Origin of the sequence: Nostoc sp. ChiQUE01b (assembly GCF_034531255.1) — a bacterium.
Classification (GTDB): Bacteria; Cyanobacteriota; Cyanobacteriia; order Cyanobacteriales; family Nostocaceae; genus Nostoc.
Genome location: NZ_JAVRBM010000106.1, coordinates 1 through 25,793 on the forward strand (window position 1 = coordinate 1; position 25,793 = coordinate 25,793).

20 protein-coding genes and 2 pseudogenes are annotated in these 25,793 nt (G+C 43.5%); 17 read left to right on the forward strand and 5 right to left on the reverse strand.

The window, feature by feature from the left end:
• Positions 1–261: 261 nt before the first annotated feature.
• Together RMY63_RS36845 and RMY63_RS36850 are read left to right on the forward strand one after the other, a co-directional pair.
• On the forward strand, positions 262–573 hold the full coding sequence (locus RMY63_RS36845; RefSeq protein WP_322733436.1) for a hypothetical protein: 312 nt from the start codon (positions 262–264) through the stop codon (positions 571–573).
• Positions 552–923, forward strand: coding sequence for a type II toxin-antitoxin system PemK/MazF family toxin (locus RMY63_RS36850; protein WP_322733437.1), 372 nt, complete (start codon positions 552–554; stop codon positions 921–923). Before RMY63_RS36845 ends, RMY63_RS36850 begins: the two co-directional genes overlap by 22 nt.
• A 133-nt stretch (positions 924–1,056) precedes the next feature.
• On the opposite strand, the pseudogene RMY63_RS36855 reads toward RMY63_RS36850, so the two are convergent.
• Positions 1,057–1,658 (reverse strand): annotated as a pseudogene (locus RMY63_RS36855) (hypothetical protein).
• 66 nt (positions 1,659–1,724) lie between these two features.
• Complete coding sequence (locus RMY63_RS36860) at positions 1,725–2,339, reverse strand: Uma2 family endonuclease (RefSeq protein ID WP_322733438.1); 615 nt, start codon at positions 2,337–2,339, stop codon at positions 1,725–1,727.
• A 258-nt stretch (positions 2,340–2,597) separates the two neighbouring features.
• On the opposite strand from RMY63_RS36860, the gene RMY63_RS36865 reads away from it, so the two are divergent.
• The 8 genes from RMY63_RS36865 to RMY63_RS36900 all read left to right on the forward strand — a co-directional run bounded on the left by RMY63_RS36865 (position 2,598) and on the right by RMY63_RS36900 (position 13,102).
• Positions 2,598–3,266, forward strand: a complete 669-nt coding sequence (locus RMY63_RS36865) for an HAD family hydrolase (protein WP_322733439.1) — start codon at positions 2,598–2,600, stop codon at positions 3,264–3,266.
• A 174-nt stretch (positions 3,267–3,440) separates the two neighbouring features.
• Positions 3,441–3,695: a helix-turn-helix transcriptional regulator gene (locus tag RMY63_RS36870; RefSeq protein ID WP_322733440.1), complete on the forward strand. Its 255-nt coding sequence runs from the start codon at positions 3,441–3,443 to the stop codon at positions 3,693–3,695.
• Positions 3,685–6,819 carry a PAS domain S-box protein gene (locus tag RMY63_RS36875; RefSeq protein ID WP_322733441.1) on the forward strand — a complete coding sequence of 1,045 codons (3,135 nt, stop codon included), beginning with the start codon at positions 3,685–3,687 and terminating at the stop codon, positions 6,817–6,819. The genes RMY63_RS36870 and RMY63_RS36875 overlap by 11 nt, the downstream gene beginning before the upstream one ends.
• On the forward strand, positions 6,816–7,292 hold the full coding sequence (locus RMY63_RS36880; RefSeq protein WP_094350408.1) for a response regulator: 477 nt from the start codon (positions 6,816–6,818) through the stop codon (positions 7,290–7,292). Before RMY63_RS36875 ends, RMY63_RS36880 begins: the two co-directional genes overlap by 4 nt.
• Positions 7,292–9,259, forward strand: coding sequence for a response regulator (locus RMY63_RS36885; RefSeq protein WP_322733442.1), 1,968 nt, complete (start codon positions 7,292–7,294; stop codon positions 9,257–9,259). The genes RMY63_RS36880 and RMY63_RS36885 overlap by 1 nt, the downstream gene beginning before the upstream one ends.
• A gap of 151 nt (positions 9,260–9,410) precedes the next feature.
• Positions 9,411–9,572, forward strand: coding sequence for a hypothetical protein (locus RMY63_RS36890; protein ID WP_322733443.1), 162 nt, complete (start codon positions 9,411–9,413; stop codon positions 9,570–9,572).
• A 242-nt stretch (positions 9,573–9,814) separates the two neighbouring features.
• A complete protein-coding gene (locus RMY63_RS36895) occupies positions 9,815–11,041 on the forward strand; it encodes a pentapeptide repeat-containing protein (protein WP_322733444.1) in 1,227 nt (408 codons plus the stop codon).
• Positions 11,042–11,449: 408 nt separating this feature from the next.
• Positions 11,450–13,102, forward strand: a complete 1,653-nt coding sequence (locus RMY63_RS36900) for a hypothetical protein (protein ID WP_322733445.1) — start codon at positions 11,450–11,452, stop codon at positions 13,100–13,102.
• Between the two features lie 248 nt (positions 13,103–13,350).
• Here RMY63_RS36900 and RMY63_RS36905 read toward each other — a convergent pair.
• Positions 13,351–13,566 (reverse strand): annotated as a pseudogene (locus RMY63_RS36905) (C4-dicarboxylate ABC transporter); the annotation flags it as partial.
• A gap of 115 nt (positions 13,567–13,681) precedes the next feature.
• On the opposite strand from RMY63_RS36905, the gene RMY63_RS36910 reads away from it, so the two are divergent.
• The 5 genes from RMY63_RS36910 (at position 13,682) to RMY63_RS36930 (ending at position 17,612) form a co-directional block, all read left to right on the forward strand.
• On the forward strand, positions 13,682–15,211 hold the full coding sequence (locus tag RMY63_RS36910) for a YifB family Mg chelatase-like AAA ATPase (protein ID WP_322733446.1): 1,530 nt from the start codon (positions 13,682–13,684) through the stop codon (positions 15,209–15,211).
• Positions 15,212–15,244: 33 nt separating this feature from the next.
• Complete coding sequence (locus RMY63_RS36915) at positions 15,245–15,643, forward strand: hypothetical protein (protein ID WP_322733447.1); 399 nt, start codon at positions 15,245–15,247, stop codon at positions 15,641–15,643.
• Positions 15,640–16,056 carry a type II toxin-antitoxin system VapC family toxin gene (locus RMY63_RS36920; protein ID WP_322733448.1) on the forward strand — a complete coding sequence of 139 codons (417 nt, stop codon included), beginning with the start codon at positions 15,640–15,642 and terminating at the stop codon, positions 16,054–16,056. Before RMY63_RS36915 ends, RMY63_RS36920 begins: the two co-directional genes overlap by 4 nt.
• A 356-nt stretch (positions 16,057–16,412) precedes the next feature.
• Complete coding sequence (locus tag RMY63_RS36925; RefSeq protein ID WP_322733449.1) at positions 16,413–17,267, forward strand: DUF4394 domain-containing protein; 855 nt, start codon at positions 16,413–16,415, stop codon at positions 17,265–17,267.
• Positions 17,268–17,408: 141 nt separating this feature from the next.
• Positions 17,409–17,612: a hypothetical protein gene (locus tag RMY63_RS36930; RefSeq protein ID WP_322733450.1), complete on the forward strand. Its 204-nt coding sequence runs from the start codon at positions 17,409–17,411 to the stop codon at positions 17,610–17,612.
• A 469-nt stretch (positions 17,613–18,081) separates the two neighbouring features.
• Here the strand turns inward: RMY63_RS36930 and RMY63_RS36935 are convergent, their stop codons facing one another.
• The gene (locus RMY63_RS36935) at positions 18,082–19,752 is read right to left on the reverse strand and encodes a transglutaminase family protein (RefSeq protein WP_322733451.1); all 1,671 of its coding nucleotides are present in this window, start codon (positions 19,750–19,752) and stop codon (positions 18,082–18,084) included.
• A 438-nt stretch (positions 19,753–20,190) separates the two neighbouring features.
• On the opposite strand from RMY63_RS36935, the gene RMY63_RS36940 reads away from it, so the two are divergent.
• Positions 20,191–23,049 carry a cation-translocating P-type ATPase gene (locus RMY63_RS36940; protein ID WP_322733454.1) on the forward strand — a complete coding sequence of 953 codons (2,859 nt, stop codon included), beginning with the start codon at positions 20,191–20,193 and terminating at the stop codon, positions 23,047–23,049.
• Positions 23,050–23,797: 748 nt separating this feature from the next.
• Here the strand turns inward: RMY63_RS36940 and RMY63_RS36945 are convergent.
• Positions 23,798–24,145 (reverse strand): hypothetical protein, encoded by a 348-nt coding sequence (locus RMY63_RS36945; protein ID WP_322733452.1) that lies wholly within the window; start codon positions 24,143–24,145, stop codon positions 23,798–23,800.
• Between the two features lie 203 nt (positions 24,146–24,348).
• Here RMY63_RS36945 and recF point away from each other — a divergent pair, with 203 nt between their 5' ends.
• The gene (gene recF, locus RMY63_RS36950) at positions 24,349–25,473 is read left to right on the forward strand and encodes a DNA replication/repair protein RecF (protein WP_322733453.1); all 1,125 of its coding nucleotides are present in this window, start codon (positions 24,349–24,351) and stop codon (positions 25,471–25,473) included.
• Positions 25,474–25,793 lie beyond the last annotated feature (320 nt).

Below are 25,793 nucleotides of genomic sequence, written 5' to 3' on the forward strand. Positions count from 1 at the left end.
CCCGGACGGCAAAACCATCGCCACGGCATCAGATGATAACACAGCGCGGTTGTGGCCCGTGCAGAATTTCGACCAATTGCTAGTGCGGGGCTGCAATTGGCTGCATGATTATTTGCAGAATAACCCGAATTTGAGCGATCGCGACAAGCATCTCTGCGACGATATCAAGTAAGAGCCAAGGGTTCGCACTTTCTAGAATTATCTTAGCCGATGGCTACGGCGGTAAACTACGCTTTTTTTGCACAATTGTACACACTGTAAATGTCTACAATAAAATTGCCGTGCAAAACAGAACGAAAAATTATGCGTCGCCGGATTAACATCACTTTGCCAGATGAGACAATTGAACTAATCGATCAAGTCATTGAAAAAGGCGATTCTCCAGAGGATAGGCTACGCCAACGCAGTCGATTCATCAACGAAGCTGTGCAATATTATATTGCTCAAAAAACCTTAGCCAATCTTAGAGAACAGTTAAAAGAGGGAGCCATCCAACGCGCAGAACGTGATTTGGGTTTAGTAGAAGAGTGGTTTGATTTGGAAGAAGAATTGTGCCACCGAAACGAAAAGTAAATTACCCCAAACGTGGTGAAGTATACTTAGTCAATTTCGATCCAACTATTGGTGCAGAGATAAAAAAAATACGCCCAGCTTTAATCTTGCAAAATGATGTTTCTAACGAACATAGTCCAATCACAGTTGTAGCTGCCATCACCTCAAAGTTTGCAGAACCTTTGTATCCTACCGAAGTGCTGATTAGAGTGCCAGAAGGCGGTTTAGAGGATGATTCGGTTGTACTTCTCAATCAGATTCGCTCAATTGACAAGCAAAGGCTGATTAAACGTTTGGGAATTCTGCACCCAGAAACGATCGCACAAGTAGATAGAGCAATTCAAATCAGCCTTGGTCTAGTAAACCTTTGAAGCGATGCCTGACAACAAGCAGATGCATCGTCTACGCTTACGACGTTTCTAAATTCTGCTCAAGGATTGATTGCAAATTTTTGTGAGATCGCCTGAAAACAGATTCCCATTGTAGGACAGGCGATCGCCTGCATCAGCCATTTTGCACCATCCAAACCAGTTTGCCCAAAATTTGCTCAACTGGTGGCAGTGGATAATCGGTCAGGTCAATCGTAACAGTTTGCCCTTCTAGTTTCAGAAACCGCCAAACTGTACCACTCGTTACCGTTCCGTAGATGGTTGAAATCGGCTGCTGCTTCTGTTGATTAAAGCGTTGAGCTGCCACCATCTCGGCTAAACATTGTCCCAGTGCTGGTTTAAGGTCTTCTTTCTTCGCTGCCACCAAAACCACCGCCGGAGCCTTAATAAACAACTGCTCTGGAGAGCGACTAATGAGAAAATCGACATAACCCGTCAAATCAACCTCTGGCTGCACGCTGAACTCTTCACCGAAAAGACACTAATTTGTCCTTTGAACTGACGTTTGACTTCTAACAAAACTGGATTGATAATACCTTCAGAACGCGCTTTTTCAGTACTGACTGCGATCGCCCAAGGCAGCGTTTCTTTCAGTGTATCTTTGAGTAAAGAACTTGGATTGACTGGGGAAATTTCAGGCAGAAAGCGTGAGCCTTCAATGATAGTGAGTTGAAAATCCTCTACAGCTTTACTGAGGGTAAATTTACTATAAGGCATCAGGATTTTCCCTATTATTTTCTTATATAAAAACTATTTAATTAACCCGTAGCAAGCAAGATGCTTTCAATCCCACACCCGTCGCAAATTCAAGACAAAACCCGGTAACACCGCTTCACCCGACAACTCAGCAGGATTCTTCAACACTTCCACATCCTTACCCAGTCGATAAATTTCCACCCGTCGCTGCTGCGGGTCGATTAACCAGCCAAGTTTAGCGCCATTGTCGATATACTCCCTCAATTTATCTTGCAGGGACTTGAGGGTATCTGAACTAGAGCGTAACTCAACCACAAAATCGGGGCAGATATTAGCAAACGTTCCTTTTTGTGCCGAAGTCAGCGCCTGCCAACGTTCTCCACTCACCCAAGAGGCATCGGGGGAGCGAGTCGCACCATTGGGTAAAATGAAGCCTGTAGAAGAGTCAAAGACCTTACCAGGTTCACCCGCATTACGCCACCACAAATACAACTCTCCAGAAATACTGCAATTTCGCTCTCCAGTTTCCCAGCCTGTTGGTGGGTTCACTATTAATTCTCCTTCTGCGGTTCTTTCCAGTCTCAAGTCTCGGTTGGCTGCGGCTAAAGCAGCAAACTGTTGTTGGGTAACATACAGCCCAATCGATTTGGGCAACTCAATCAATAGGGTTTCGGTTTCTGGACTGGTGGGTGTTTGTACCATCTTGACCTCTTACCAATTAGGGATTTGGTGAAAGATACCTACCCTATTAACTAACAAATTCTACAAGCTTTCTTAGGCATCCGCCTCCGGGACTAGTGCGATCGCCCAAGCGTCTCGAACAGAAGCGCAATTGCAGATAATTATAAGTGATCGCCATCACTTCTCTTCTCTAACCCTTTTCTCTTCTGATCGGATGATGAAGTCAACTATTTGCCATGTCATCATGAGCAATTAAATAAAACGTCAGCCGAGGTTTTCATGGCATTAGAAGGAGTTATTTTAGATGTTGATGGGACACTGGTTTTAAGTAATGATACTCATGCACAAGCCTGGGTAGAGGCATTTGCAGCTTATGGCTTAGAAGTGCCATTTGAAAAAGTCAGACCACTCATAGGCATGGGTGGAGATCAACTTATTCCCGAAGTAGTGCCAGAATTAAATGCTAAGGAAGGAACTGGCAAAGCGATCGCCGAGCGACGCAAAGAATTAATATTGGATAAATTTAGACCGCAAATTACTACTGCCAATGGTAGCAGGGAGTTAGTGTTAAAGATGCAAAAATCGGGATTGCATCTGGTCGTTGCTAGTTCAGCGAGTTCTCAAGAACTTGATATGTTACTCAAAATTGCCCAAGTAGATGATTTGCTATCGGAAGTAACTACATCCGATGATGCCGAAGCATCTAAACCTGCTGCTGACATTGTAGAAGCCGCCTTGAACAAAGGGCAAATGACACCTGATAAAGTAGTGATGCTAGGAGATGCTCCCTACGATATTGAGTCTGCCGCCAAAGCAGGAGTAGGTGTGATTGCTTTGCGCTGCGGTGGCTTTAACGATCAACAACTGTCGGGAGCGCTGGCAATTTATGATGATCCAGAAGATTTGCTACAGCACTATGACTCTTCTATTTTGGGCGCAAATGCTTAAAAAGTAAAAGGGGCTGGGGATTGGGGATTGGGGATGGATCGACTGGTGTGGGTTAGGGGGGATCAACAAGTGCCTAAAATTACAACCAATCACTTTTAAAACATTCTCTAAGTAAGAGATAATAAACAGGACACCTATCTTATGCTAATTATCCTATGGGGATAAAATAGAGAGATGTCTGTAACAAAGCGGCTGGAAATTTTAGATTTCATTCGGGAACTTCGTCAGCAGCTCAATCTTTCTCAAAAACAGTTTGCTGCTAAAGTAGGAGTTTCCTGCAAAACAGTTAATCGTTGGGAGAATGAGCATACAGTCCCTTCACAGATAGCGCTAAAACTAATACAAGAAATGTTACGGAAGATAGATAAACCTGGCAAAAGACTGCTAAATCAGTATTTTCCAGAAGCAGAGTCGGGTTATGAGTCGTAAGGCGAGGGTATCTCAATCCCAAAACACCTTTGCTGGGGCTAGAGACAAAGGCGCATTCATCCAAGAGAAACTGCTGCACTATGGTGTTGCTTTCCTATCCGTTGTCTTAGCCCTGTGGGCAACTCTGCTACTTAATCCATACCTCACCCCAACGCCTGCGGCACTGTTTTTTGCTGCGGTAATGGTGAGTGCCTGGTACGGTGGCTTAGGGCCAGGGTTACTTGCCACCCTTTTGTCTACTTTGGCAGTCAATTACTTCTTTTTTAAGCTACTCCATCCGTTGAACATTACAAATCTGAATATTGTAGTTCCCTTGGTAGTGTTCATGCTGACAGCAGGGTTAATCAGCTGGCTTAACGAATCACGCCGCACAGCCCAACGGCAAGCAGAGGCGAACCTGAATTCACTACGCGAAAGTGAGGCACGGTTTGGTCGCTTAACCGAGTCTAATATTATTGGGGTGATTGTGGCCGATCTGAATGGCTTGATCGTTGAAGCCAATGATGCCTTTCTACAAATGCTCAATTATACACGCGAGGATTTGCGCTTTGGTCGAATCCGCTGGGGCGAGATCGTTCCACTTGAATACACTGAGGTGAGTGAGCGAGCGATTCAAGAACTGACTATTACTGGGAGTTGTAAGCCCTTTGAGCAGGAATACATCCGCAAAGACGGCTCTCTAGTTCCCGTTCTACTTGGTTTTGCTAAACAGGGAGATCGGACAATCATTGGTTTTGTTCTGGACTTGAGCGAACGCAAACAAGCCCAAGCAGAAGCCCAGCATCGCTCTCACCAAGCAGAAGTTGCCCAAAGCATTTTACAAATGCTCCTAGAACACGTCCCAGAGGGAATTACTATTACTGGTGGCTCCCCCGATTTCTCAATCATCGCTAACAGCAAACTCGCGCAAGAGCTTTTGGGCAAACCAAGTGAATCTCTCGTTGGCATATCTTCTGAGTCTTATGTTCAGCTCTACAATCTGTTTCTCGCTGATGGTGTAACGCCCCTCACCTTAGAGCAACTACCTTTATACCGTGCTACGCGCTATGGAGAAACAATCCGCGATCAAGAATGCATCATTGAACGTCCAGATGGTACTACAATTACTGCGATCGCCAATGTTGTACCAATTCGAGATTCCCAAGGTGAGATTATTGGTGCAATAGATTGCTGGCGCGATATCACCAACCGTAAGCTCATAGAAGAAGCACTGCGACAACGAGAAACAGAACTTCGTTTAATTACAGATACGCTGCCAGTTCTGATTTCCTTTATAGATTCAGAACAACGCTACCGCTTTAACAACCGAGCCTATCAAGAGTGGTTTGGGCATCCGCCAGCAGAAGTTTATGGGAAACATCTTTGGGAAGTATTGGGTGAATCCGCCTATGAAGTGCTTCGTCCTTATGTAGAAGAAGTACTAGCAGGAGAACAGGTAACATTTGAAAGTGAAGTTTCTTATAAAGATGGTGGCACACGCTACATTAATGCCATTTATGTTCCCCAGTTTAATAAACAGGGAATCGTTGAAGGGTATGCGGCGTTAGTCGCTGACATTAGCGAACAGCAAGCCGCGCTGCGCGAACGCCAGCAGGCAGAAGCAGCGTTGCGTGAAAGTGAAGCCCGCTTTCGCCAAATGGCAGACACTACTCCCATACTGGTGTGGATGTCCGGCACTGACACACTTTGTAACTACTTTAATCAATTCTGGCTAGATTTTACCGGGCGGACTCTGGAGCAAGAGATGGGCAATGGGTGGGCTGAAGGTGTACATCCCGATGATTTTCAGCGTTGCTTAGATACATACATCAATGCTTTTGATGCCCAACAAAAATTTACAATGGAATATCGCCTCAGACGCTTTGATGGCGAACACCGTTGGCTTTTGGATACTGGTGTGCCACGCTTGACACCAACAGGGGAGTTTCTTGGCTATATCGGCTCCTGTGTTGATATCCACGATCGCAAGTTGGCAGAAGAAGCGCTACGTGACAGCGAGGAGCGATACCGAATTTTAACAGAAGTCTCGCCACAGGCAATTTGGATGGGCGATCGCGATGGTGGTATTACCTATTGCAATCAATACTGGTTAGACTATACCGGACTGACAATAAAGCAGACCACAGGCTATGGCTGGATTGATGTCATTCACCCCGATGATCGCGATCGCGTTTTTAAAACTTCGATGCAGGCTGTTGCTAACGCGACAAACTACGAAGTAGAAATTCGCTTTCGTCAAGTTTCTGATGGTAGCTATCGTTGGCATATTGTCCGGGGTTTACCATTTCGAGATCAAAGCGGACAGATTATCAAGTGGGTGGGCATTGCCAGCGATATTCACGATCGCAAAGTTGCCGAAGCCGCCCTGCAACAACTCAATGAAATGCTAGAGCAGCGAATTCAAGAACGCACTGCCCAACTCGAAGCCGCCAACAAAGAACTCGAATCCTTTTCTTACTCAGTTTCTCACGACTTGCGGGCACCACTGCGCCACATCGCCGGATTTGTCGAATTGCTTCAGAAACGCAATAGCTCAACAAGCTTAGATCAAACAAGTCAGCGCTATTTGAAAATAATTGCCGATACTGCCAAACAGGCAGGAATACTGATCGATGAATTGCTGACATTTTCTCGCATGGGGCGCACTGAAATGCGCTACATCAACCTCAATATAGAGGAATTGGTACAAGAAGTAAAACGCGATTTAATTGCAGAAACCCCAGGACGCACAATCAATTGGCACATCGAATCACTGCCAGAAGCGCAGGGCGATCCCTCCATGCTGCGGCTGGTGCTTCGTAACCTGATAGGCAATGCCGTAAAATATACCCAGACTCAAAACTCAGCAGAAATTACTGTTGGAAGTATTGACAATGAAAACGAAGTTATCTTTTTTGTACAAGATAACGGCATAGGCTTTAATATGCAATATGTACACAAGCTATTCGGAGTATTTCAACGTCTGCATAGCGACCCACAATTTGAAGGCACTGGTGTTGGATTGGCAAACGTGCAACGCATTATTCATCGGCATAATGGTCGAGTTTGGGCAGAGGCTGTAGTTGACAGTGGCGCCACCTTTTATTTCTCGCTGCCTAAATTGTCCAAGAAGGAGAGTGAATGAAAGAACTGAAGCGAATTCTGCTAATTGAAGACAGTGCCAACGATGCAGAGTTAATCCTAGCCGCCTTGTCAGAAAACCATCTCGCCAATGAAGTAGTGGTAGTACGTGATGGCGAAGAAGCACTAGATTATCTTTATCGCCGGGGGTTGTTTCGGTTGCGAATGGAAGGGTATCCTGTTGTAGTGCTGCTCGATTTGAAACTGCCTAAAGTCGATGGACTAGAAGTCTTGGTGCAACTCAAATCTGACCCGGTAATGCGAGTGATTCCAGTGGTGGTACTGACCTCTTCCCGCGAGGAGCCAGACCTAGTTCGCTGCTACGAGTTAGGGGTCAATGCCTATGTTGTCAAACCAGTAGATTACCATGATTTTGTCGATTCTATTAAAGGTGTTGGCCTGTTTTGGGCGGTGATCAATCAGCCTCCGGTTGGTGCTTTACCTCCCGCACCTCATCCTCAAAAGGAGAGCAACTAATGAATGTCTTACGTTTCCTGCTTTTGGAAGACAGCCCGTTAGATGCAGAGCTTGCCCAAATGATATTAACCGAAGCGGGAATTAATTGCCAACTGATCCGAGTCGAAACCGGTGCTGATTTCCTAGCTGCTTTGGAAACAGAGGTTTTCGATTTAATTCTTGCCGATTATGCCCTACCATCTTTTGATGGAATTTCGGCCTTGGAAATTGCTCGAAATCGTTGTCCTGAAGTTCCTTTTATCTTTGTCTCTGCGGTGCTGGGTGAAGAATTAGCGATTGAAGCTTTGAAAAAGGGTGCAACCGATTATGTATTAAAACAACGACTAGGGCGGTTAGTTCCCTCAGTGCAACGAGCATTGCGGGAAGCTAAAGAACGGCGTAAGCGCAAGCAAGCAGAGGAGTCTTTACAAAAGAGTGAAGCCAAGTATCGCCGAATTGTTGATACCTCTTATGAGGGAATCTGGATGATTGACTCTGAAGCCCGAACAGAGTACGTGAATCAGCGGTTGTCACAGATGTTGGGCTATACGGCAGAAGAAATGCTCGGTTGTTCCATATTTGATTTTATGGATCGGGCTGATGGGATAGCAGCCGAAGAGAAACTGGAATGGCTGAAGCGAGAAGGGAGCGATCTTAAAGAAGGTCGATTGCGCTGCAAAGATGGTTCGTACATCTGGACACTGATTTCTGCTAGAGCGATTTTTGGTGAACAAAATGAGTTCTTAGGTGCGATCGCCATGCTAACTGATATCACCGATCGCAAACGCACCGAATCAGAACGCGATCGCCTTTTGCAACTCGAACAAATAGCCAGGGCGGAAGCCGAGGCTGCTAATCGAATCAAAGATGAGTTTTTGGCGGTACTTTCTCATGAATTGCGATCGCCCTTGAATCCGATTCTCGGTTGGGCAAAACTGTTGCAGAGCCGGAAATTTGATGAGGCAGCGCTCAAGAAAGCACTGAAAACTATTGAGCGCAATGCCAAATTACAAGCTCAACTAATTGAAGACTTACTAGATGTTTCTCGCATCCTCCAAGGTAAACTCAGCCTCAACACGATTCCAATCGATCTGGTATCTACCCTTGAAGCTGCAATGGAAACAGTGCATTTAGCAGCAGAGGCTAAAACCATTGAGATTGAGACGATGCTCGATCCAAATGTGGGGAAAGTTTTGGGCGATCCAGCCCGGTTACAGCAAGTTTTCTGGAATCTTCTATCGAATGCCATCAAGTTTACTGAGACTAAGGGAAAAGTAAATGTGCGATTGCAGCGCATTGACGCTCAAGCGCAGATTACCGTCAGCGATACAGGTAAAGGCATTGATCCTGATTTTCTCCCTCATGTATTTGATTATTTCCGTCAGGGTGATAGTACAACAACTAGAAGGTTTGGTGGATTAGGATTAGGTTTAGCGATCGCTCGTCACTTGATCGAGATGCACGGGGGAACGGTTGGGGCACAAAGTCCTGGCGAGGGCAAAGGAGCGATTTTCACAGTTAGGTTGCCGCTCATCAAGGACAGTACAACAATCAAGGATGATACAAAAACTGATTCCTCAACTGCCGCTTTTGCTTCTTCTCCCCTAATGGGTTTACAAGTGCTGGTTGTGGATGACAATGATGATACCCGCGACTTTTTCAGCTTTGTACTCGAACAGTTTGGCGCGATCGTCACCGCAGTAGCATCAGGATATGAAGCATTACAAGTGTTAACCCAGTCAAAACCAGATATCTTACTCAGCGATATTGGAATGCCAGAGATGAACGGCTATATGCTGATGCAACAGGTGCGGACTCTGGAGGCAAAAATCGGAGGAAAACAGATGCCGGCGATCGCTCTGACTGCTTATGCAGGCGAAATCAATCAGCAGTACGCATTAAGAGCAGGGTTTCAACAGCACATTGTTAAACCTGTAGCACCAGAGGAATTGCTTATAGCGATTTCTAACTTAGTCCAATCTACTTAGGGTTTGTTATCTACCTGAGTAATTAGATGAACTTGCTTAATGTTACAGATTTCAAACTATTTTTCACAAGTAATATAGTCTTTTTAATGCCTGAAATATTTCAGGTGATGCAGAAAATGTTGTGTCAAGACGGTTCGATTAAGGTTTTTTGATGAAAATTATAGATCGCAAAGACACGATCGATCGCCGTCAAGACGAAAGACTGATTATTGTAGAGACGGCGATTCATCGCGTCTCTTGCCTTAACCGAACAGTATTGCGCCCTACAAATCTCCAAATAATTTGGGATAATTTATTTTTTACAAGTTCTTAACGCATATTTAACTGCACCAGATGTCTAATCATTCGTGAATAATCAGATCCCTGACTTCTCTAAAAAGTCGATAATCTTGGCGATCGTGAATGATTCAGAATTGTTATATAGATAATTTTTATCTAGTAGATTTAATATTTCACCAATTTTATCCGTGTTTGTACTCTATCATAACTCTACGGATACTCTTAGAATCAACCTAAATTTATTTCCGTAAGGAGTCGGATATGAAGACTTATGACATGTCTTTCATAAAGACCAATGGACTCATGACTTTGTTGGGATTTGTCTCAGTTATATTTATTTTATCATTTACTCTAATTATATTATTTTTTGAAAATATTCAAGGATTTTCAAATCAAGAAAAAATTGAATACATCACTCAAGCATTAACAACGATTGCCATCATTATTGGCGGATTGGCATTAATTTTGAATGCTTACTATACCTCCAGACTCTCTCTAGATGAGAATCACAGCTTGTTAACGCAACTCCTAGCTGGAACACTAGCTTGGGATAACAATATCGTAAATTGTATCAATCAGACACAACCAACTCCACAAGAAATTGTTTCCGAACGCTTTTCTAAAGCGATTGAACAACTGGGGAATGAAAAGATTGAAACGCGATTTGCCGCAATTTATGCTTTAGAACGAATTGCCAAAGATTCTCCAAAAGATCATTGGACAATCATGGAAATCCTCGCTGCTTTTATCCGTGAGAATGCCCCGGTGAATAGGGAATATGAGAATGAGTCACTGCAATCATCAAAACTTCCTACAGATATTCAAACAGCTTTAACTGTCATTGGAAGACGCGACTCATATAAAGATCCAGTCAATCAGAAACTCGATTTACGCAACACAGACCTCAGCAATGCAGACTTAACGGAAGCTAATCTCTCTAGAGCAATTTTTGTCGGGGCTAACTTGCAATGGGTCAATTTTACCAGAGTAAACCTCTCTGAAGCAGACTTATCTGTTACCTGTGTTTGTGGCTCAATCTTCTATGAAGCCAACCTGCAAAAAGCAATCCTCCCAGAAGCCAATCTCCAAGGCGCAATTCTTAGAAAAGCGAACCTTTCCCAAGCAATCCTTTACGATGCCAACTTGGAAGGAACAGTTCTTTGTGATGCCAACTTGGAAAGAGCAGTTCTTTGTGATGCCAACTTGGAAGGAGCAATCCTTTGTGATGCCAACTTGGAAGAAGTCAACTTCGAGGGTAGCAATCTCCAAGATGCAAACCTGATTGGTAGTAACTTGCAAAGGGCAAAACTGGCTGGCGCTAATCTAGAAAGTGCATTACTGAGTACAGCTAACCTCCAAGAAGCTAATCTCCAAGAAGCGAACCTCTGTGGAGCAAACTTGAGTGGCTTGGAAAATGTAGAATCACAGCAGATTGAACAAGCAATTGGCGATCGCACAACTATCCTACCGGAAAATCTGAAAATACCTCAACATTGGCGGTAATCAAAACTAAAGTTACAGCATCTAAAACTTGATTACACAATAGGGACGCATAGTTATACGTCCCTATCGTCTTTAATTTAGTACCCAAAACTAAAAAATTGCCAAAAACCTGATAAATATTCTCTATCAGTCTAAATTTTCTGCAATTTAAATCACTAACAATTATGAAACGCCGAGAGGTTTTTAACACAGTTACGATCGCCACTGCAACTGTTGCTACTCTAATTTCCTAGTACAATGCTTAAGCTGCTACTTTTTCTTGAAGTTGCTTACCAAATGCTAATTGTTGAGATTGTTTACCTCTACAAGAGGAATATTACACTAAAATCTGTAAAAGCGCATAATCAACATATATTTACACTTTTCTCCTTAAACTCAAAACAATTTCTCGAACTTTAAGGAATAATTATGAACAATCCAGTAACGCCTGACATGCTGGTGGGTCTAGAAAACGCCCCAGAGGAAGTAAAAAGTGTCTTGAGTACAGAACCGCGTCAACCAGAAAAAGACCCAACTTTAGGAATTCCAGTCTCTGTCAATCGAGAAGGTAGCCCTCGGCATCGACTAGTAACAATTGGGGACTCCTTAACTCATGGATTTCAAAGTGGAGCTATTTTTAACACTAAATTGTCTTATCCCATGCTCATAGCCCGTGAAATGGGATGGGATAAAAATTTTCGCTATCCAACCTATGCCAGTCCAGGAGATGGTTTACCAATGAACTTGGAAAGGCTTGTACGAGAACTAAGTAATCGATTTCAGGTCGCAGATGGCATTAATGCTTTAGATGTAGCTTTTGTTGTACCGTGGTTATGGCGTTATTTTAATGAAATAAAGAATTATTGGGAACGTGGTCAAGGAAAACAGGCCCCAGTAACAGGGTCATTCAACCATAACCTAGCTGTATATGGATGGGATCTGAGGAATACTTTATCTCGCACCGCAGATATCGCCGAAACAGTTATCCAGACAATTCCTCCTAAAGATAATGCTAATTTTCTTCAACAAGTTCCAGAAAATGCTAGTGAAATAGCAACATTGTGGGTTTTAAATAATGCACGCGATTCTTTGGGAAAGGCCTTAACTCCTCTAGAAGCTGCAATCCAGTTAAGCCATGAAGAAAATATAGAGACAGACCAAGATGATGGCATTGAAACGCTAATTATTTTGATCGGTGCCAACAATGCCCTGGGAAGTATTTTAACTTTTCACATTGAGTGGTCTGGTAAAGATTTTCAGGACATGGCAACGAATGACAAATATACTGTATGGCTTCCCAGTCATTTTAAAGCTGAACTTGACATGATTGTGGAGAAAGTTAAACAAATTAAAGCCCGCCACGTAATTTGGGGAACAGTTCCCCATGTGACAATCGCTCCTTTTGCTCGTGGTATTAATAAAGATGAAAATGGTCAAAAAGTAAAGCCCGGTTCTCGCTATTTCCCTTACTACGCCCCATTTTGGTTTAATGAGGAGACTTTTGACTCGAAACGGCATCCCCACTTGACTGCGAATCAGGCTAGAGCAATCGATAGCGTTATTGATCAGTACAACAACTCTATTGTAGATGCGGTACGTAAAGGTCGAGAGCAAGGGAAAGACTGGTACTTATTTGAAACTGTTGCCTTGCTAGATCGTTTAGCTGTACGACGTTATATTGAGGATGAACAAGCACGCCCCAGCTGGTGGACTGAATATACTTTCCCCCCAGCAATTGATGCACTCCAGCCCAAACCGAACTCACAGTTTTTTAAGTCTAACTCACAGGGTCGCTTACAAGGTGGTTTATTTTCCCTGGATGGCATTCATCCTACCACTATTGGTTATGGAATTCTGGCACAGGAAATCATCAAAATTATGCAACTAGCTGGCGTCAAGTTTTACGAGGGTGATGGAGTTAATGAACGCAAAGAAGAGATTAAAATTGACTTTGAACGTTTGATCGAGGAAGATACACTCATTTCTCAGCCACCAACTGCTGTCTCTGCTGTCTTAGATTTTATTGGTTGGTTAGATACAACCACAAATGTTATATCCCAAATGTATAGAGCTAGTTTATAACATTCTGTGCGCCGTTTTGGATCAGCGATTTGTTATATTCAGTCGATAAAAAAGCCCAGGATAAATACCACCGCCATACTGACAACCAAAAAGCCAGTTTTATAGCAAAGTGCTGTTAGCGGAAGCGGGGCGTTTAGCCCGTGCTGTTAGCGGAAGCGGGGCGTTTAGCCCGTGCTGAGTAGAAACTCAGTATTATCAAAGGTTTCAGCAACCAACATAGTCCTAACCTATGCTTCGACTGCTATAGCACCTGGGAGATTGGCGAGAACATCGAACATGAAGCGATCGCCATTTAATCCCCGAAAGACTAAACTAAAAGCTGTGGAGCCAAATAGAATAAAAATTACCATGCTGGTGATTCGCAAAATAGTATCACAAACTTGACGCAGGGATTCTAAGGTAAGTTTACGATTAGCAGCCGCCAGTGCGATCGCACCACCACAACCCACTGCACCCGCTTCTGACAACAGATGTGGATGAAAACTGCTGTAATTCAGAAAAATCGTCTATGTGATTTCACTAATGCCAATTTACCAACTCATCTGCTAGAGATTCTAAAGGTTTACTGTTATATAAGCAATGCTTGCTAGAGTCTGGAGTGCATCAATTGTGGGCATCGATGCCGTCAAAGTAGGCGTGGAAGTCGATGTGTCAGGGGGATTACCGGGAATAGTTGTCTTGGGACTGCCAGATTCAGCGATTCAAGAATCCAGAGAAAGAGTCAAAGCAACTCTGAAAAATACTGGCTTTGCCTTTCCGATGCGAAAGATAGTAATTAATTTAACTCCGGCAGATTTACGCAAAGAAGGCCCCTGTTTCGATTTGCCTATTAGTGTGGGAATTTTGGCGGCTTCTGAGCAAGTTAGCGCTGATTTGTTAGGGGATTATCTATTTTTGGGCGAAGTTTCTTTGGATGGCGGTTTGCGTCCTGTGGCTGGTGTATTACCGATCGCAGCAGCAGCCCAAAAGATGGGAATTGCAGGTTTAGTTCTCCCTGCTGATAATGCCCAAGAAGCAGCAGTGGTTGAAGATTTGGCTGTTTACGGCTGCAAACATCTGTCTGAGGTGGTAGATTTTTTAAATAATCCGGGGCGTTATAAACCTGTGCAGATAGATAATACAACACAAACAACAACAGTATCCTACCCTGGCGCAGATTTGCATGACGTCAAAGGACAAGCTCATGGGCGTCGTGCTTTAGAAATTGCTGCGGCTGGTGGGCATAATCTCATTTTTGTCGGGCCGCCCGGTAGTGGGAAGACGATGCTAGCAAGGCGCTTACCGGGAATTTTACCGCCGTTGAGTTTTGCTGAATCTTTAGAAGTGACTCGCATTCATTCGGTAGCTGGTTTATTGAAAAATCGTGGTACATTGGTACGCGATCGCCCTTTTCGCAGTCCCCACCACTCGGCATCTGGGCCTGCTCTGGTGGGTGGTGGTAGTTTCCCTCGTCCTGGAGAGATCTCATTATCTCACAGAGGTGTGCTTTTTCTGGATGAGCTCACAGAATTTAAACGAGATGTGTTGGAATTTCTGCGCCAACCTCTAGAAGATGGCTACGTCACAATTTCCCGCACCAAATTATCGGTAATGTTTCCCGCACAGTTTACTTTGGTGGCGAGTACCAATCCCTGTCCTTGTGGTTACTATGGCGATACTATTCAACAATGTACTTGTTCTCCCCGCCAACGCGAGCAATATTGGGCAAAACTTTCTGGGCCGTTGATGGATCGAATTGATTTACAAGTTGCGGTGAATCGCTTGAAACCAGAAGAAATTACCCAACAACCGACGGGAGAAACATCAATATCAGTACGCGAACGAGTCCAACAAGCAAGCGATCGCGCCATTACTCGTTTCCAAGGAGAAGCAAATCTGCGTTGCAATGCCCATTTGCAAAGTAGTCATCTCCAGAAATGGTGCAAGTTAGATGATGCTAGCCGCAATTTATTAGAAGCAGCAATTAGAAAATTAGGTTTATCGGCAAGAGCAAGCGATCGCATTTTGAAAGTAGCCCGGACTATTGCAGATTTAGCGGGTGATGATGAGCTAAAAGCCAATCATGTAGCGGAGGCGATTCAGTACCGCACAATCGATAGAATGCAGTAATAATTAGCAAGGCTGAAGCTATGATTCTAATAGATGAGTGATAGTCCAAATTTTATGGAAATCAATAGTTTAGCAGAATCACAGACTGCAAATTTAAAAGTCAATATTTTACTGGAAACTAGAGAAGATGGTAGCGCGATCGCATCTGTTTTAGAACTTCCACAGTATCATGTTGAAGCAGCAACCCGCGAACAGGCACTCTTGATGCTAGAACAGCTTTTAGTTCAGCGAATGGACAAAGTTGAAGTAATTCCGATGGAAATCAAATTACCTAAAACTGAGCAATCTCAAAGACCTTGGATGAAATTTGCAGGAGTATTTAAAGATGATCCAGACTTTGACGTAGTTCAGCAGTATATTCAAGAGTATCGTCAAGAATTGGATGCTACTGAGAATGCAGCAGATTCTGGTACGCAGAGGGAAGCAAGTTGAGTCTTTGGATTCTCGATACTGATTGCGTTTCTCTTTTTCAGAGAGGAAATTTAGAAATTGCTCGTCGCTTAAACATTGTTGATGCTAGCGAAATAGCGATTACAATTGTTACTGTCGAGGAACAACTTCGTGGACGATTTCAAGTCATTCGACGAGCGACTGCTAATGATTTGGTTTCGGCTTATGAGAAACTACAGGTGACGTTTGATAGTTTGAAAAGCTTCAATGTTTTAAGATTCACTCCTGAAGTACAAGCATTATATACGAATCTAATCAATCAAAAGATTAAAGTTGGTCGGCAGGATTTACGGATTGCGGCGATCGCTCTCTCGGTAAATGGAATTTTGGTTACACGGAACAATCGGGACTTTTGTCAAGTACCCAATTTAATTTTGGACAATTGGATTTTGTAAAGCCGTTCTTCAATCTGCGCAATAGTTGTTATAAATGCCAAAATAAAGTTTATCGGCAAGAACAAGCGATCGCATCTATTTTGGAACTTCCACAGTATCGTGTCAAAACTAACAATAGAAAGTGGGTTAAGTAGGAAAAGTAGGATCTTTTCTATAAAATATTAAATAAACTCTTATTTAATGCATTTTTGACAGGTTAAGCGTACTAGTAATTGACAAAATTAATTTTTTCTTAATCTGTAAAAAATGATTTAAGTGTAATCTGTAGTTATCAGTAAACTTTAACCATTAATCCTTTTAGGAAAGGATAAATCGTTGCTGAATCAAAATCAGAAAATCTTATTTTGGAGTGTAGGATGAAAGGTTTTTTCACACGTAAAATTGCCCTTGTAGTTGCTGTACTCACTGTAAGTCTTGGCTTGAGTGCTAACAAAACTTCAGCTAACGTTGGGATCATCCAATTAGCTGATATCCTTCAAATCAATGTTACAGGCAAATGGTCGCCCTTAAGATTCATTGGGTTAACCTCAAATAATACTCTTGTAAATATAGATCCGAGTGGATTTGCTAAAGCAATTCAAGTCAAAGGAATTGACGGCAACTTACAAGGTATTGACTTCCGTCCAGCAAATGGTGTGCTTTATGGTGTCACAGATACTGACAACATATACACAATTAACTTTAGAACTGGTCAGGCTACGTTGGTGAGCAAATTATCTAGCAGCTTTAATGGAGGATTTCAGTCAGGATTTGACTTCAATCCCGTACCAGACCGCTTACGGATAGTAGGTAGTAATGACCAAAATTTTCGCACCAATGTAGATACTGGTGCAGTCATTGTCGATAAAACCCTAGCGTATGCTACTGATGATGTCAACGCCACAGCTGACCCCAACATTACCGCTGTCGGTTACACAAATTCGGTTGCTGGAGCCACATCAACTCAACTTTTTGGCATTGATTACGATCTTGACGTGTTAGTACTGCAAAACCCACCCAATGATGGCACTCTCAGAACGATCGGCAAGCTTGGTGTTAACTTTGCACCGATAAGCGGGTTCGACATCTTTACAAATGCACAAGGCAAAAATACTGGCTATGCACTGTCTGGTTCAGTTCTTTACACTATTAACCTATCTACTGGCGTTGCAACTCAAATCGCCAATGTACCTAAAGGTAACTTCATTGGTTTAGCCGTTATATCAAAGTAGGCATCCCCAAACTCGACTTAATCTATTGGTTAAAAGCGTAAACGCCTATGCTCTGCTCTCGATTGAATATCTTAACAATCGAGAGCAGAGCATAGGCCCTTCAGAAAATCTCACGAGCTCCTCATAAACACATCACGAATTATGCTTGAAAAGTTCGTGATTTATGTCTTCCACGCTGAAAAAAGATTCGCTCTTTTCGATAGAGGAAATTTAGAAATTGCTCGTCGCCTAAACATTATTGACGCTAGCGAAGTAGCAATTACAATTGTCACTGTTGAGGAACAACTTCGTGGACGATTTCAAGTTATTCGACGAGCGGTTCCTAATGATTTGGTTTCGGCTTAGAGGCTATTTATAAAGTAAATCTAAAGAGGAACAGTTGGGTCAAAGACATTGAGTTTTAAGCTGTTACGCATTTAATTTGTATATTTAATCGTGTTCGCGCAGCGTCTCCTTCAGGAGAAGGCTGTCATTGGTCATTCGTTATTAGTCATTTGTATTTCAAAGGACAGATGACTAATGACAAAGGACGGTCTAACTACAAAGATGTACAATCTAGACGCGCATCAGCTTACCCACTTGACAAGACTCTAATTTTCTTAACTTGATACCAATGGCATCCTGCCCCTCCTGAATATGGGACGGGTGAGGACACCTATCCCACAAGAAAATTTGGGATGTTTTTTTATTTGGAAGTCCCTTAGAAGTAGACGAAAATAGTGGTTAATCAGAGAGTGTTGAGGTGCGTTAACCTACGGCATAACACACCCTACTCACTTTCTCATGGTCTTTCACCAATTCCCAATGCCCTAATTCAAAAGGGTGGTAGTTCTTTAAGAATTGTGAACCGGATATGATTAATCGCCAAATCACCAATGGGGATATCTTCTTTGGTTAGCCGCGCACCTTGACTTGTCACGGTTTCAAAGGTGATGCCTTTGCCAATTTCAATGTGATACCAGCACAAACCCATAAAAAAGCGTGTCGGATAAGGCCCACCTTCACCTATATCGTCAGGATTTGATTCCATTGGCAACCAGCCGAAATTTGGGACGTAAAATTCTAGCCAAACATGATTAAAGTCGGGTTGTAGCGGTACTCCTTGTAAGTCACTATGGGCAGGACATTTGTACCTGCCTACGGTACGGCAGGGGATGCCATTTAAACGGGATAAGGCAAGTAAAACGCCGACATATTCGCCACAAGAACCAACGCCCCGTTCTAAAACTGTATCTGGCGTGTCAATGTAAGGTTTAATACCGTAGGATAACTGATCATAAACGTAGTTGCGGATGCTGTGCATTTTCCGCAGCACATTGGTTTCAGAACCAATCGCTTCTCTAGCGGCACGGCGAACAATGGTAGTATCCATTGCTAAATCGTCGTCGTCCACTAGGTAGCGTGTTTGTAATTCTGGGGACAGATTGGGTATATTTTCCACATCTCTGGGTGTGATGCGATACTTAATGCCTCGAACTTCCAAAAGTGCTTTCCAGCCAAATATATGCCGTTCTCCTGGTGCTAGAGAATCAAATTTAAAGACTGCTACACGTTGCCCCTCTACCACTTCTTCGGTGAAGGGTATACCAATGGGTTCAACGTGTTTCACCTTTTGACGCTCAGTTTCCGATGGTAGGGCGATGCGCCATTCGACATCGGGTAAATAAACTTCGTCTAAGGGTGCAATTTCCTCAGCATAAGACATTTCAATCAGATAGCCGTTAGAGAGAGCGTAGCGCTTATCTGGCTGGTAATGATAATACAGAGGATGAATAAAAGTGCGATCGCGGAATGTTAGCTCATGACTCGGATCGGCATTGGGGTTATCCCGGATATAAGGTTCCTCTGAGGCGTAGGCGACGTAAATACTTTCTTTGCCTGTTTCGTCATTTTTATGGATTGCTATACCTGTAGGACATTCAAAAGGTGTCAGGACGCTGAATTGCAGCTCTCCCGTGGCCCTGTCCATCGCGTAAACTGATTGTTCGATGCGATCGCAAATCCATAGCATTTCTTGGTTGACTGCCAAATTCTCTATCCCAACTCCAGGGGCATAAAATCTGGTAATCTCTTTTCGCGTTTCGCGGTTAAAAACCAGAATGTAGCCCAGCCTTTGGCAACTAACATAAACTGTTGTTTCCCAGACAGCAACGCCATCAGCGGCATAAGGCAATGTTACAAAATGTTCCAGATCCAAAGCGTTGAGCTTGCACGAGTAAACACTATTTTCTCGGCTCACCCACAGGGTATCATCCCACACCGCTAGACCAGTGACATCGATAAATTCTTCAACTTGATGGGGATTGAGAATTTTGCTGTTGTCAGAGGTGGGATCGATCTCCAGTAGATGCCCTTTTATACTGTCAATAGCAATCAGTCTATCTTTAATGAAAGTAATGCCACACAGGGTAGCAGCAGTAAGCGGTCGAATTGTTTTTTGCCCAAACATCTGGCTAACGGTCAAAGTGGGGAGTGCAAAACTCATAAAACCTTGTGGTAAGTGTAAAAAACCCTCACCTTTAGGTAGGGGAGGAAACATGACTCAAACGGTTTTACCGTCGTCACACCAATTGCTTGAGATCGAAAATCCTCGTCGAGCAATGGCTCCCCCGATTGGGGTGGATGAAGAGTGCTGAGTTAAAAGACTGCCCACAATGGGCGTTGCTCTTACCAAGTACATCAATTAGTGGTTCTCGATCGCCACGTTTACGACGAGGTACTAATAATTATCGGTACAATGTGTTCCGATAAACTCTTTCGTGAGAAATAATACTATGTGAAAAGAGGAGGAATTTACAAATATTAAGAATTACATATACACTCATACAACTGGGCGATCGGCTTAATGTAACTTTAGAAGATGGAATTCCTGCCATCACTAAATTATGATCGAATTTTGTAACCATTTGCTGTGACCTACACGATGTCTGCTAATTCTCAGCCTGAAGGTGCCGCCGTTTGGCATAGTTTAGAAGTTGATAAAGCGCTAGACCTGCTTGATAGTAACGCAGACAGTGGCTTAACACCCGAAGATATTCAACAAAGGTTGCAAAAATACGGCCCCAACGAACTTGAAGAAACTGCTGGCCGTAGTGCTTGGGAAATTCTGCTCGATCAGTTCAAGAACATTATGTTGTTGATGCTGATTGGCGTAGCTCTCATTTCTGGGTTTTTAGACCTGATGGCTTTGCGGGAGGGAAGATTAAAGCCCGGTGAAGTGCCATTTAAAGATACGATCGCGATTTTAGCAATTGTCATCCTCAATGGCATACTCGGCTACGTCCAAGAAAGCCGTGCCGAAAAAGCCCTGGCTGCTTTGAAAAAAATGACTTCTCCCTTAGTGCGGGTGTTCCGCGACGCCAGACTGGTGGAGATAGCAGCTAAGGAACTAGTTCCAGGGGATGTAATGCTGCTGGAAGCTGGGATGCAGATAGCCGCAGATGGACGCTTGATCGAACAGTCTAATTTACAAGTGCGTGAGTCGGCATTGACTGGTGAAGCGGAAGCGGTGAATAAACAGGCATCACTAAAATTGCCTGAAGAAACATCATTAGGCGATCGCCTCAATGTTGTCTTTCAAGGAACTGAAGTAGTCCAAGGACGTGCCAAGGTTCTGGTGACGAACACCGGCATGACTACAGAACTAGGCAAAATTGCCACCATGTTGCAGGCGGTGGAAAGTGAGCCGACACCGTTACAACAACGGATGACTCAACTGGGTAACGTCCTAGTTACAGGTTCTTTGATTCTTGTGGCGATCGTTGTTATCGGCGGTGTGCTCAAGGACGGAGGTTTTAAAAACATCCAAGAACTCTTGGAGGTTTCCTTGAGTATGGCGGTTGCTGTGGTGCCAGAAGGTTTACCAGCTGTAATTACCGTCACCTTGGCACTGGGAACCCAGCGAATGGTGCGCCAAAATGCCTTGATTCGCAAATTGCCAGCAGTGGAAACGTTGGGTTCTGTAACTACCATCTGTTCTGATAAAACCGGCACCCTGACTCAAAATAAAATGGTGGTGCAATCGATTTCCACCAATAACAAAACCTTTCGCGTCACCGGCCAAGGTTATGCCCCCACAGGAGACTTTCAGTTCAATGATCAAAAAATTTCCCTAGAGGAGTCTCCAGAAATCTCCGCCTTATCAGTCGCCTGTGCTGTTTGTAATGATTCAGTGTTGCAAAAAGAACAAGGGGAATGGGCAATTTTGGGAGATCCGACAGAAGGGGCATTAATCACCCTGGCGGGAAAAGCCGGAATTGAAAAAGACCAGTGGAACAGTAAATTACCTCGCGTTGGTGAGTTCCCCTTTTCCTCAGAACGGAAGCGGATGAGCGTGATTGCTCAGGTGGAGGGAGTCGCCACAGGTGAAGCATCTTCAAGAGGCGTTGACCCAGCAATCGCCAGTTTTCTGCAATCGGAACCTTATTTAATGTTTACCAAAGGTTCTCCAGAATTAATCTTGGCACGTTGCACTCAGATTCATTTGGGTAATGACACAGGCCGCTTGAGTGAAGAACAACGCCAGAAAATTTTGGCAGAAAATGACCTGATGGCGAGTAAGGGTTTACGGGTGCTAGGTTTTGCCTACAAACCGCTAGTAGAGATTCCCCCAGAAGGTTCAGACGAAACATCTGAGCAAGATTTAGTCTGGCTGGGATTGGTGGGAATGCTAGATGCACCACGCCCAGAAGTCAGGGCATCTGTACAGGAGTGCCGAGAAGCTGGTATTCGCCCAGTGATGATTACTGGCGACCATCAATTAACAGCACGAGCGATCGCCACCGATTTAGGAATTGCCCAAGAAGGCGATAGGCTACTTACAGGTCAAGAATTGCAGCGGATGACTGACCAGGAACTAGAGCAAAATGTTGACTTGGTGAGCATCTATGCTAGGGTTTCCCCAGAACACAAACTGCGAATTGTCCAAGCACTGCAACGCCGGGGCAGATTTGTGGCGATGACAGGCGATGGTGTCAACGATGCTCCAGCCCTCAAACAAGCCGACATCGGTATTGCGATGGGCATTACTGGCACTGATGTCAGTAAAGAAGCTAGTGACATGGTGTTACTTGATGACAACTTCGCCACCATTGTCAGCGCCACCAAGGAAGGTAGAGTTGTTTACACCAACATCCGCCGCTTTATTAAATACATCTTGGGCAGTAACATTGGTGAAGTTATCACAATTGCAGCTGCACCCTTAATTGGTTTGGGAGGCGTTCCCCTTACCCCCTTACAAATTTTGTGGATGAACTTGGTAACAGACGGTTTACCAGCCTTGGCATTAGCTGTGGAACCTCCAGAACCGGATGTCATGCAACGTCCGCCTTTTAGTCCCCGCGAAAGTATTTTTGCAAGGGGATTGGGTTCTTACATGATTCGCATTGGGATCATTTTTGCCATCATCACCATTGCCTTAATGTGGTGGGCTTATCAACATACTCATGCCCCTGAGTATCAGGGCAATCGTGATGCTTGGAAAACAATGGTATTTACTACCTTGTGTATTGCCCAAATGGGTCATGCGATCGCCATTCGCTCCAACAACCGACTGGCCATAGAGATGAATCCCTTCTCCAATATCTTTGTACTAGCGGCTGTTGTCGTCACCACGATTTTGCAGTTGATGCTAGTTTACGTCCCACCCCTGCGAGATTTCTTTGGTACTCACTACTTGAATATGCAAGAGTTGGGAGTTTGTATTGGTTTCAGTGCCTTAATGTTTGTCTGGATTGAAGCGGAGAAGATATTTTTGCGGATTATGGGCAAGAAAGCTGTGTGAGAGCATGGATGATGGAGATTGAGGCGTTGCAACACTCACCAACGCTGAACTTCGGAGCATACTTGCGGCTAAACAAGCTTTCCGGCAAGCTTTAAATAGAGGTTCAACCATTTCTATTATTGGGACTTAGACAAAAAGTAGCCAGAAAAAACACTTAAATGTATATACAGAGAGACTTTGACATCGTTCTGCCTAGTTTCTTGATATTCAAGCATTTTTGAGCAAAGGGTGTATTTTCCTTGTCCTGTATGGGTTTGAGGCTTGTTTCTGCCTAAAAAAAGTTTAAGTCCCATTATTCAGAAGTGTTTTTGCTTAAATGCTAATAAAAGCTTAGTGACTGCTAATCACTAAGCCTGATTCCTTCTTCATGTAAAAAAGGACTAAGATGTATATCAAGCTTATCATTTCTTCTTTGACAGTCTCTCTGATAGCTTCGGTCGCACTGGCGGCAAAAGACCCGGCTTATATACCTCTGGCTGCAAGCGTAGGGGGAGGTATAGCGGCTATTAGTACGCTTATTAAGCCAGAGCGTACATCATTGCCACAATCTAAAGACGATACTCTAAAGTAGTCTTTAAGATGCGGTCATTAACAGACTTTAGGGGTTTAAGTCCCCTATCTCTATAGGCAGCACGTTTTGTGTTGGGGTCTAAATCTCCGTCAAAAAACGTAATTGCGTTAGCGCAGTGTTAGCGACGTAGGAGTGTCATTGCGAATTGCGAATTGGTTTAACTCCAACAATCGCATTTCAAGAATTATTTCTAATCAACTGCAACAATATAGACTCAAGACTTGGTAATGCAGGATTTGTAGTGCCCTGATGTTCTTCAAAATTACGCTGATGTTGTTCATGGCTATCACGTAACTCAAGTAACACATCGTCCAAAATCGCGCTACGACCCAGAACACGGTCAACGTTACTGGTAAGCTCTCTCATTTCCTGGCTTAGTTCATCCAGTTGTGCTTGAGTATTAGCTTGTCTAATAGTTAAATTGTCTAATTGTTCTTGTGTACTAGTTTGTCTTTGAGCCAACCCCAAGATTATTTGTTCAATACGGTCTATTCGGTTAGGGAAGTATTCAGATGTGTCAGTCATTTTTCTTGTGTTGAACTTCTACAATTTTACTTCTATAACCGTGTCTAACCTTCGTAGTGATAGCTCTCACTTGCAAAAGTCTACTGCCAACACAAGGAAAAAAATATTTTATGGAAGTTCATAATAACAACCGAGATAACCCTGATTGAAATTAGAGTATCTATTCCTTCCTTTCTCCTATTTCTCCTTTCCTTGTGTTCCTTATGTACCTCAAAACTCTAAATCTACGACAATTTCGCAATTATCAAGACCAAAAGGTTGAGTTTAATGCTGCCAAAACAATTTTGGTAGGTAATAATGCTCAAGGAAAGTCGAATTTGTTGGAGGCGGTGGAGTTGCTGGCGACATTGCGATCGCACCGCATCACCCGCGATCGCGATTTAGTTCAAGAAGGGGAAGCCATAGCCCAAATTGATGCCACCCTTGAGCGACAAACAGGTGTTAGCGACCTGACCTTAACCCTGCGCCGTAATGGTCGCCGTAGCGTTGCTCTCAATGGTGAATTTATCCGCCGTCAAATGGACTTTCTTGGCGTTCTCAATGCAGTCCAATTTTCCAGCTTGGATTTAGACTTAGTACGCGGCGGCCCCGAAGGTCGCCGCAACTGGTTAGATACATTATTAATTCAACTAGAACCAGTTTATGCTCACATTTTGCAGCAGTATAACCATGTATTACGCCAGCGCAATGCCTTTTTAAAACGCCATGTAGAGACCTTGGATGCAACGTCTTTACAATCAGAACTAGCGCTGTGGGATGCACAGTTAGCGACCACAGGAACTAGGGTAATTAGACGACGCGATCGCGCCATTCAAAGATTAGCTCCTATTGCTAGTGCTTGGCACGCCAGTATTAGCGGCAGTACAGAAGTTCTCCAAATCAAGTACCTGCCGAATATTCCTTTAGAGGATAACCAGCCAGAAGAAGTGCAGCAAGCTTTTTTAGCAAAAATTCAGCAACGAGCGATCGCCGAAATGCACCAAGGCACTACTCTTGTCGGCCCGCATCGAGACGAAATAGAATTAACTATTAACCAGACACCCGCTCGTCAATATGGTTCTCAAGGTCAACAACGAACGCTGGTTCTAGCCTTAAAATTAGCTGAATTACAATTAATTGAAGAAGTCGTCAAAGAGCCACCATTACTATTACTAGATGATGTTCTTGCCGAACTAGATTTATCCCGCCAAAATCAATTGCTTGATGCCATTCAAGACCGTTTTCAAACCTTGATTACTACTACTCATTTGGGTTCTTTTGATTCCCAATGGTTAAAATCTTCACAAATCCTTTTTGTGAAGGCAGGAGAAATAATGCAACATCAATAATTTTAAAAATCATATTTATAGTAGTTGAAGTATAATTTATACCAAGTTAAAGGTCGCGGATGCTTTGAGGCTGACTTGAGAATATTTTTAACCTCTAATTCCATTTGATTTGCGTTCTCTCATATCGCTTTTAGTCTAGTTCGTGGTGCGAAACTCAGAAAGCTCATTCTATAAAGCCTAAAAACCTTGGTTTTAGTTCCTAGAAACATCTTAAATCCGTATCCTCGTTTTTTGAAAATTTAGTTTCGCACCGGAAACTAGTCTAGTTCTCGGTGCAAAACTCCAAACCTTTACGACAATTGATGTACATCAAATATAAG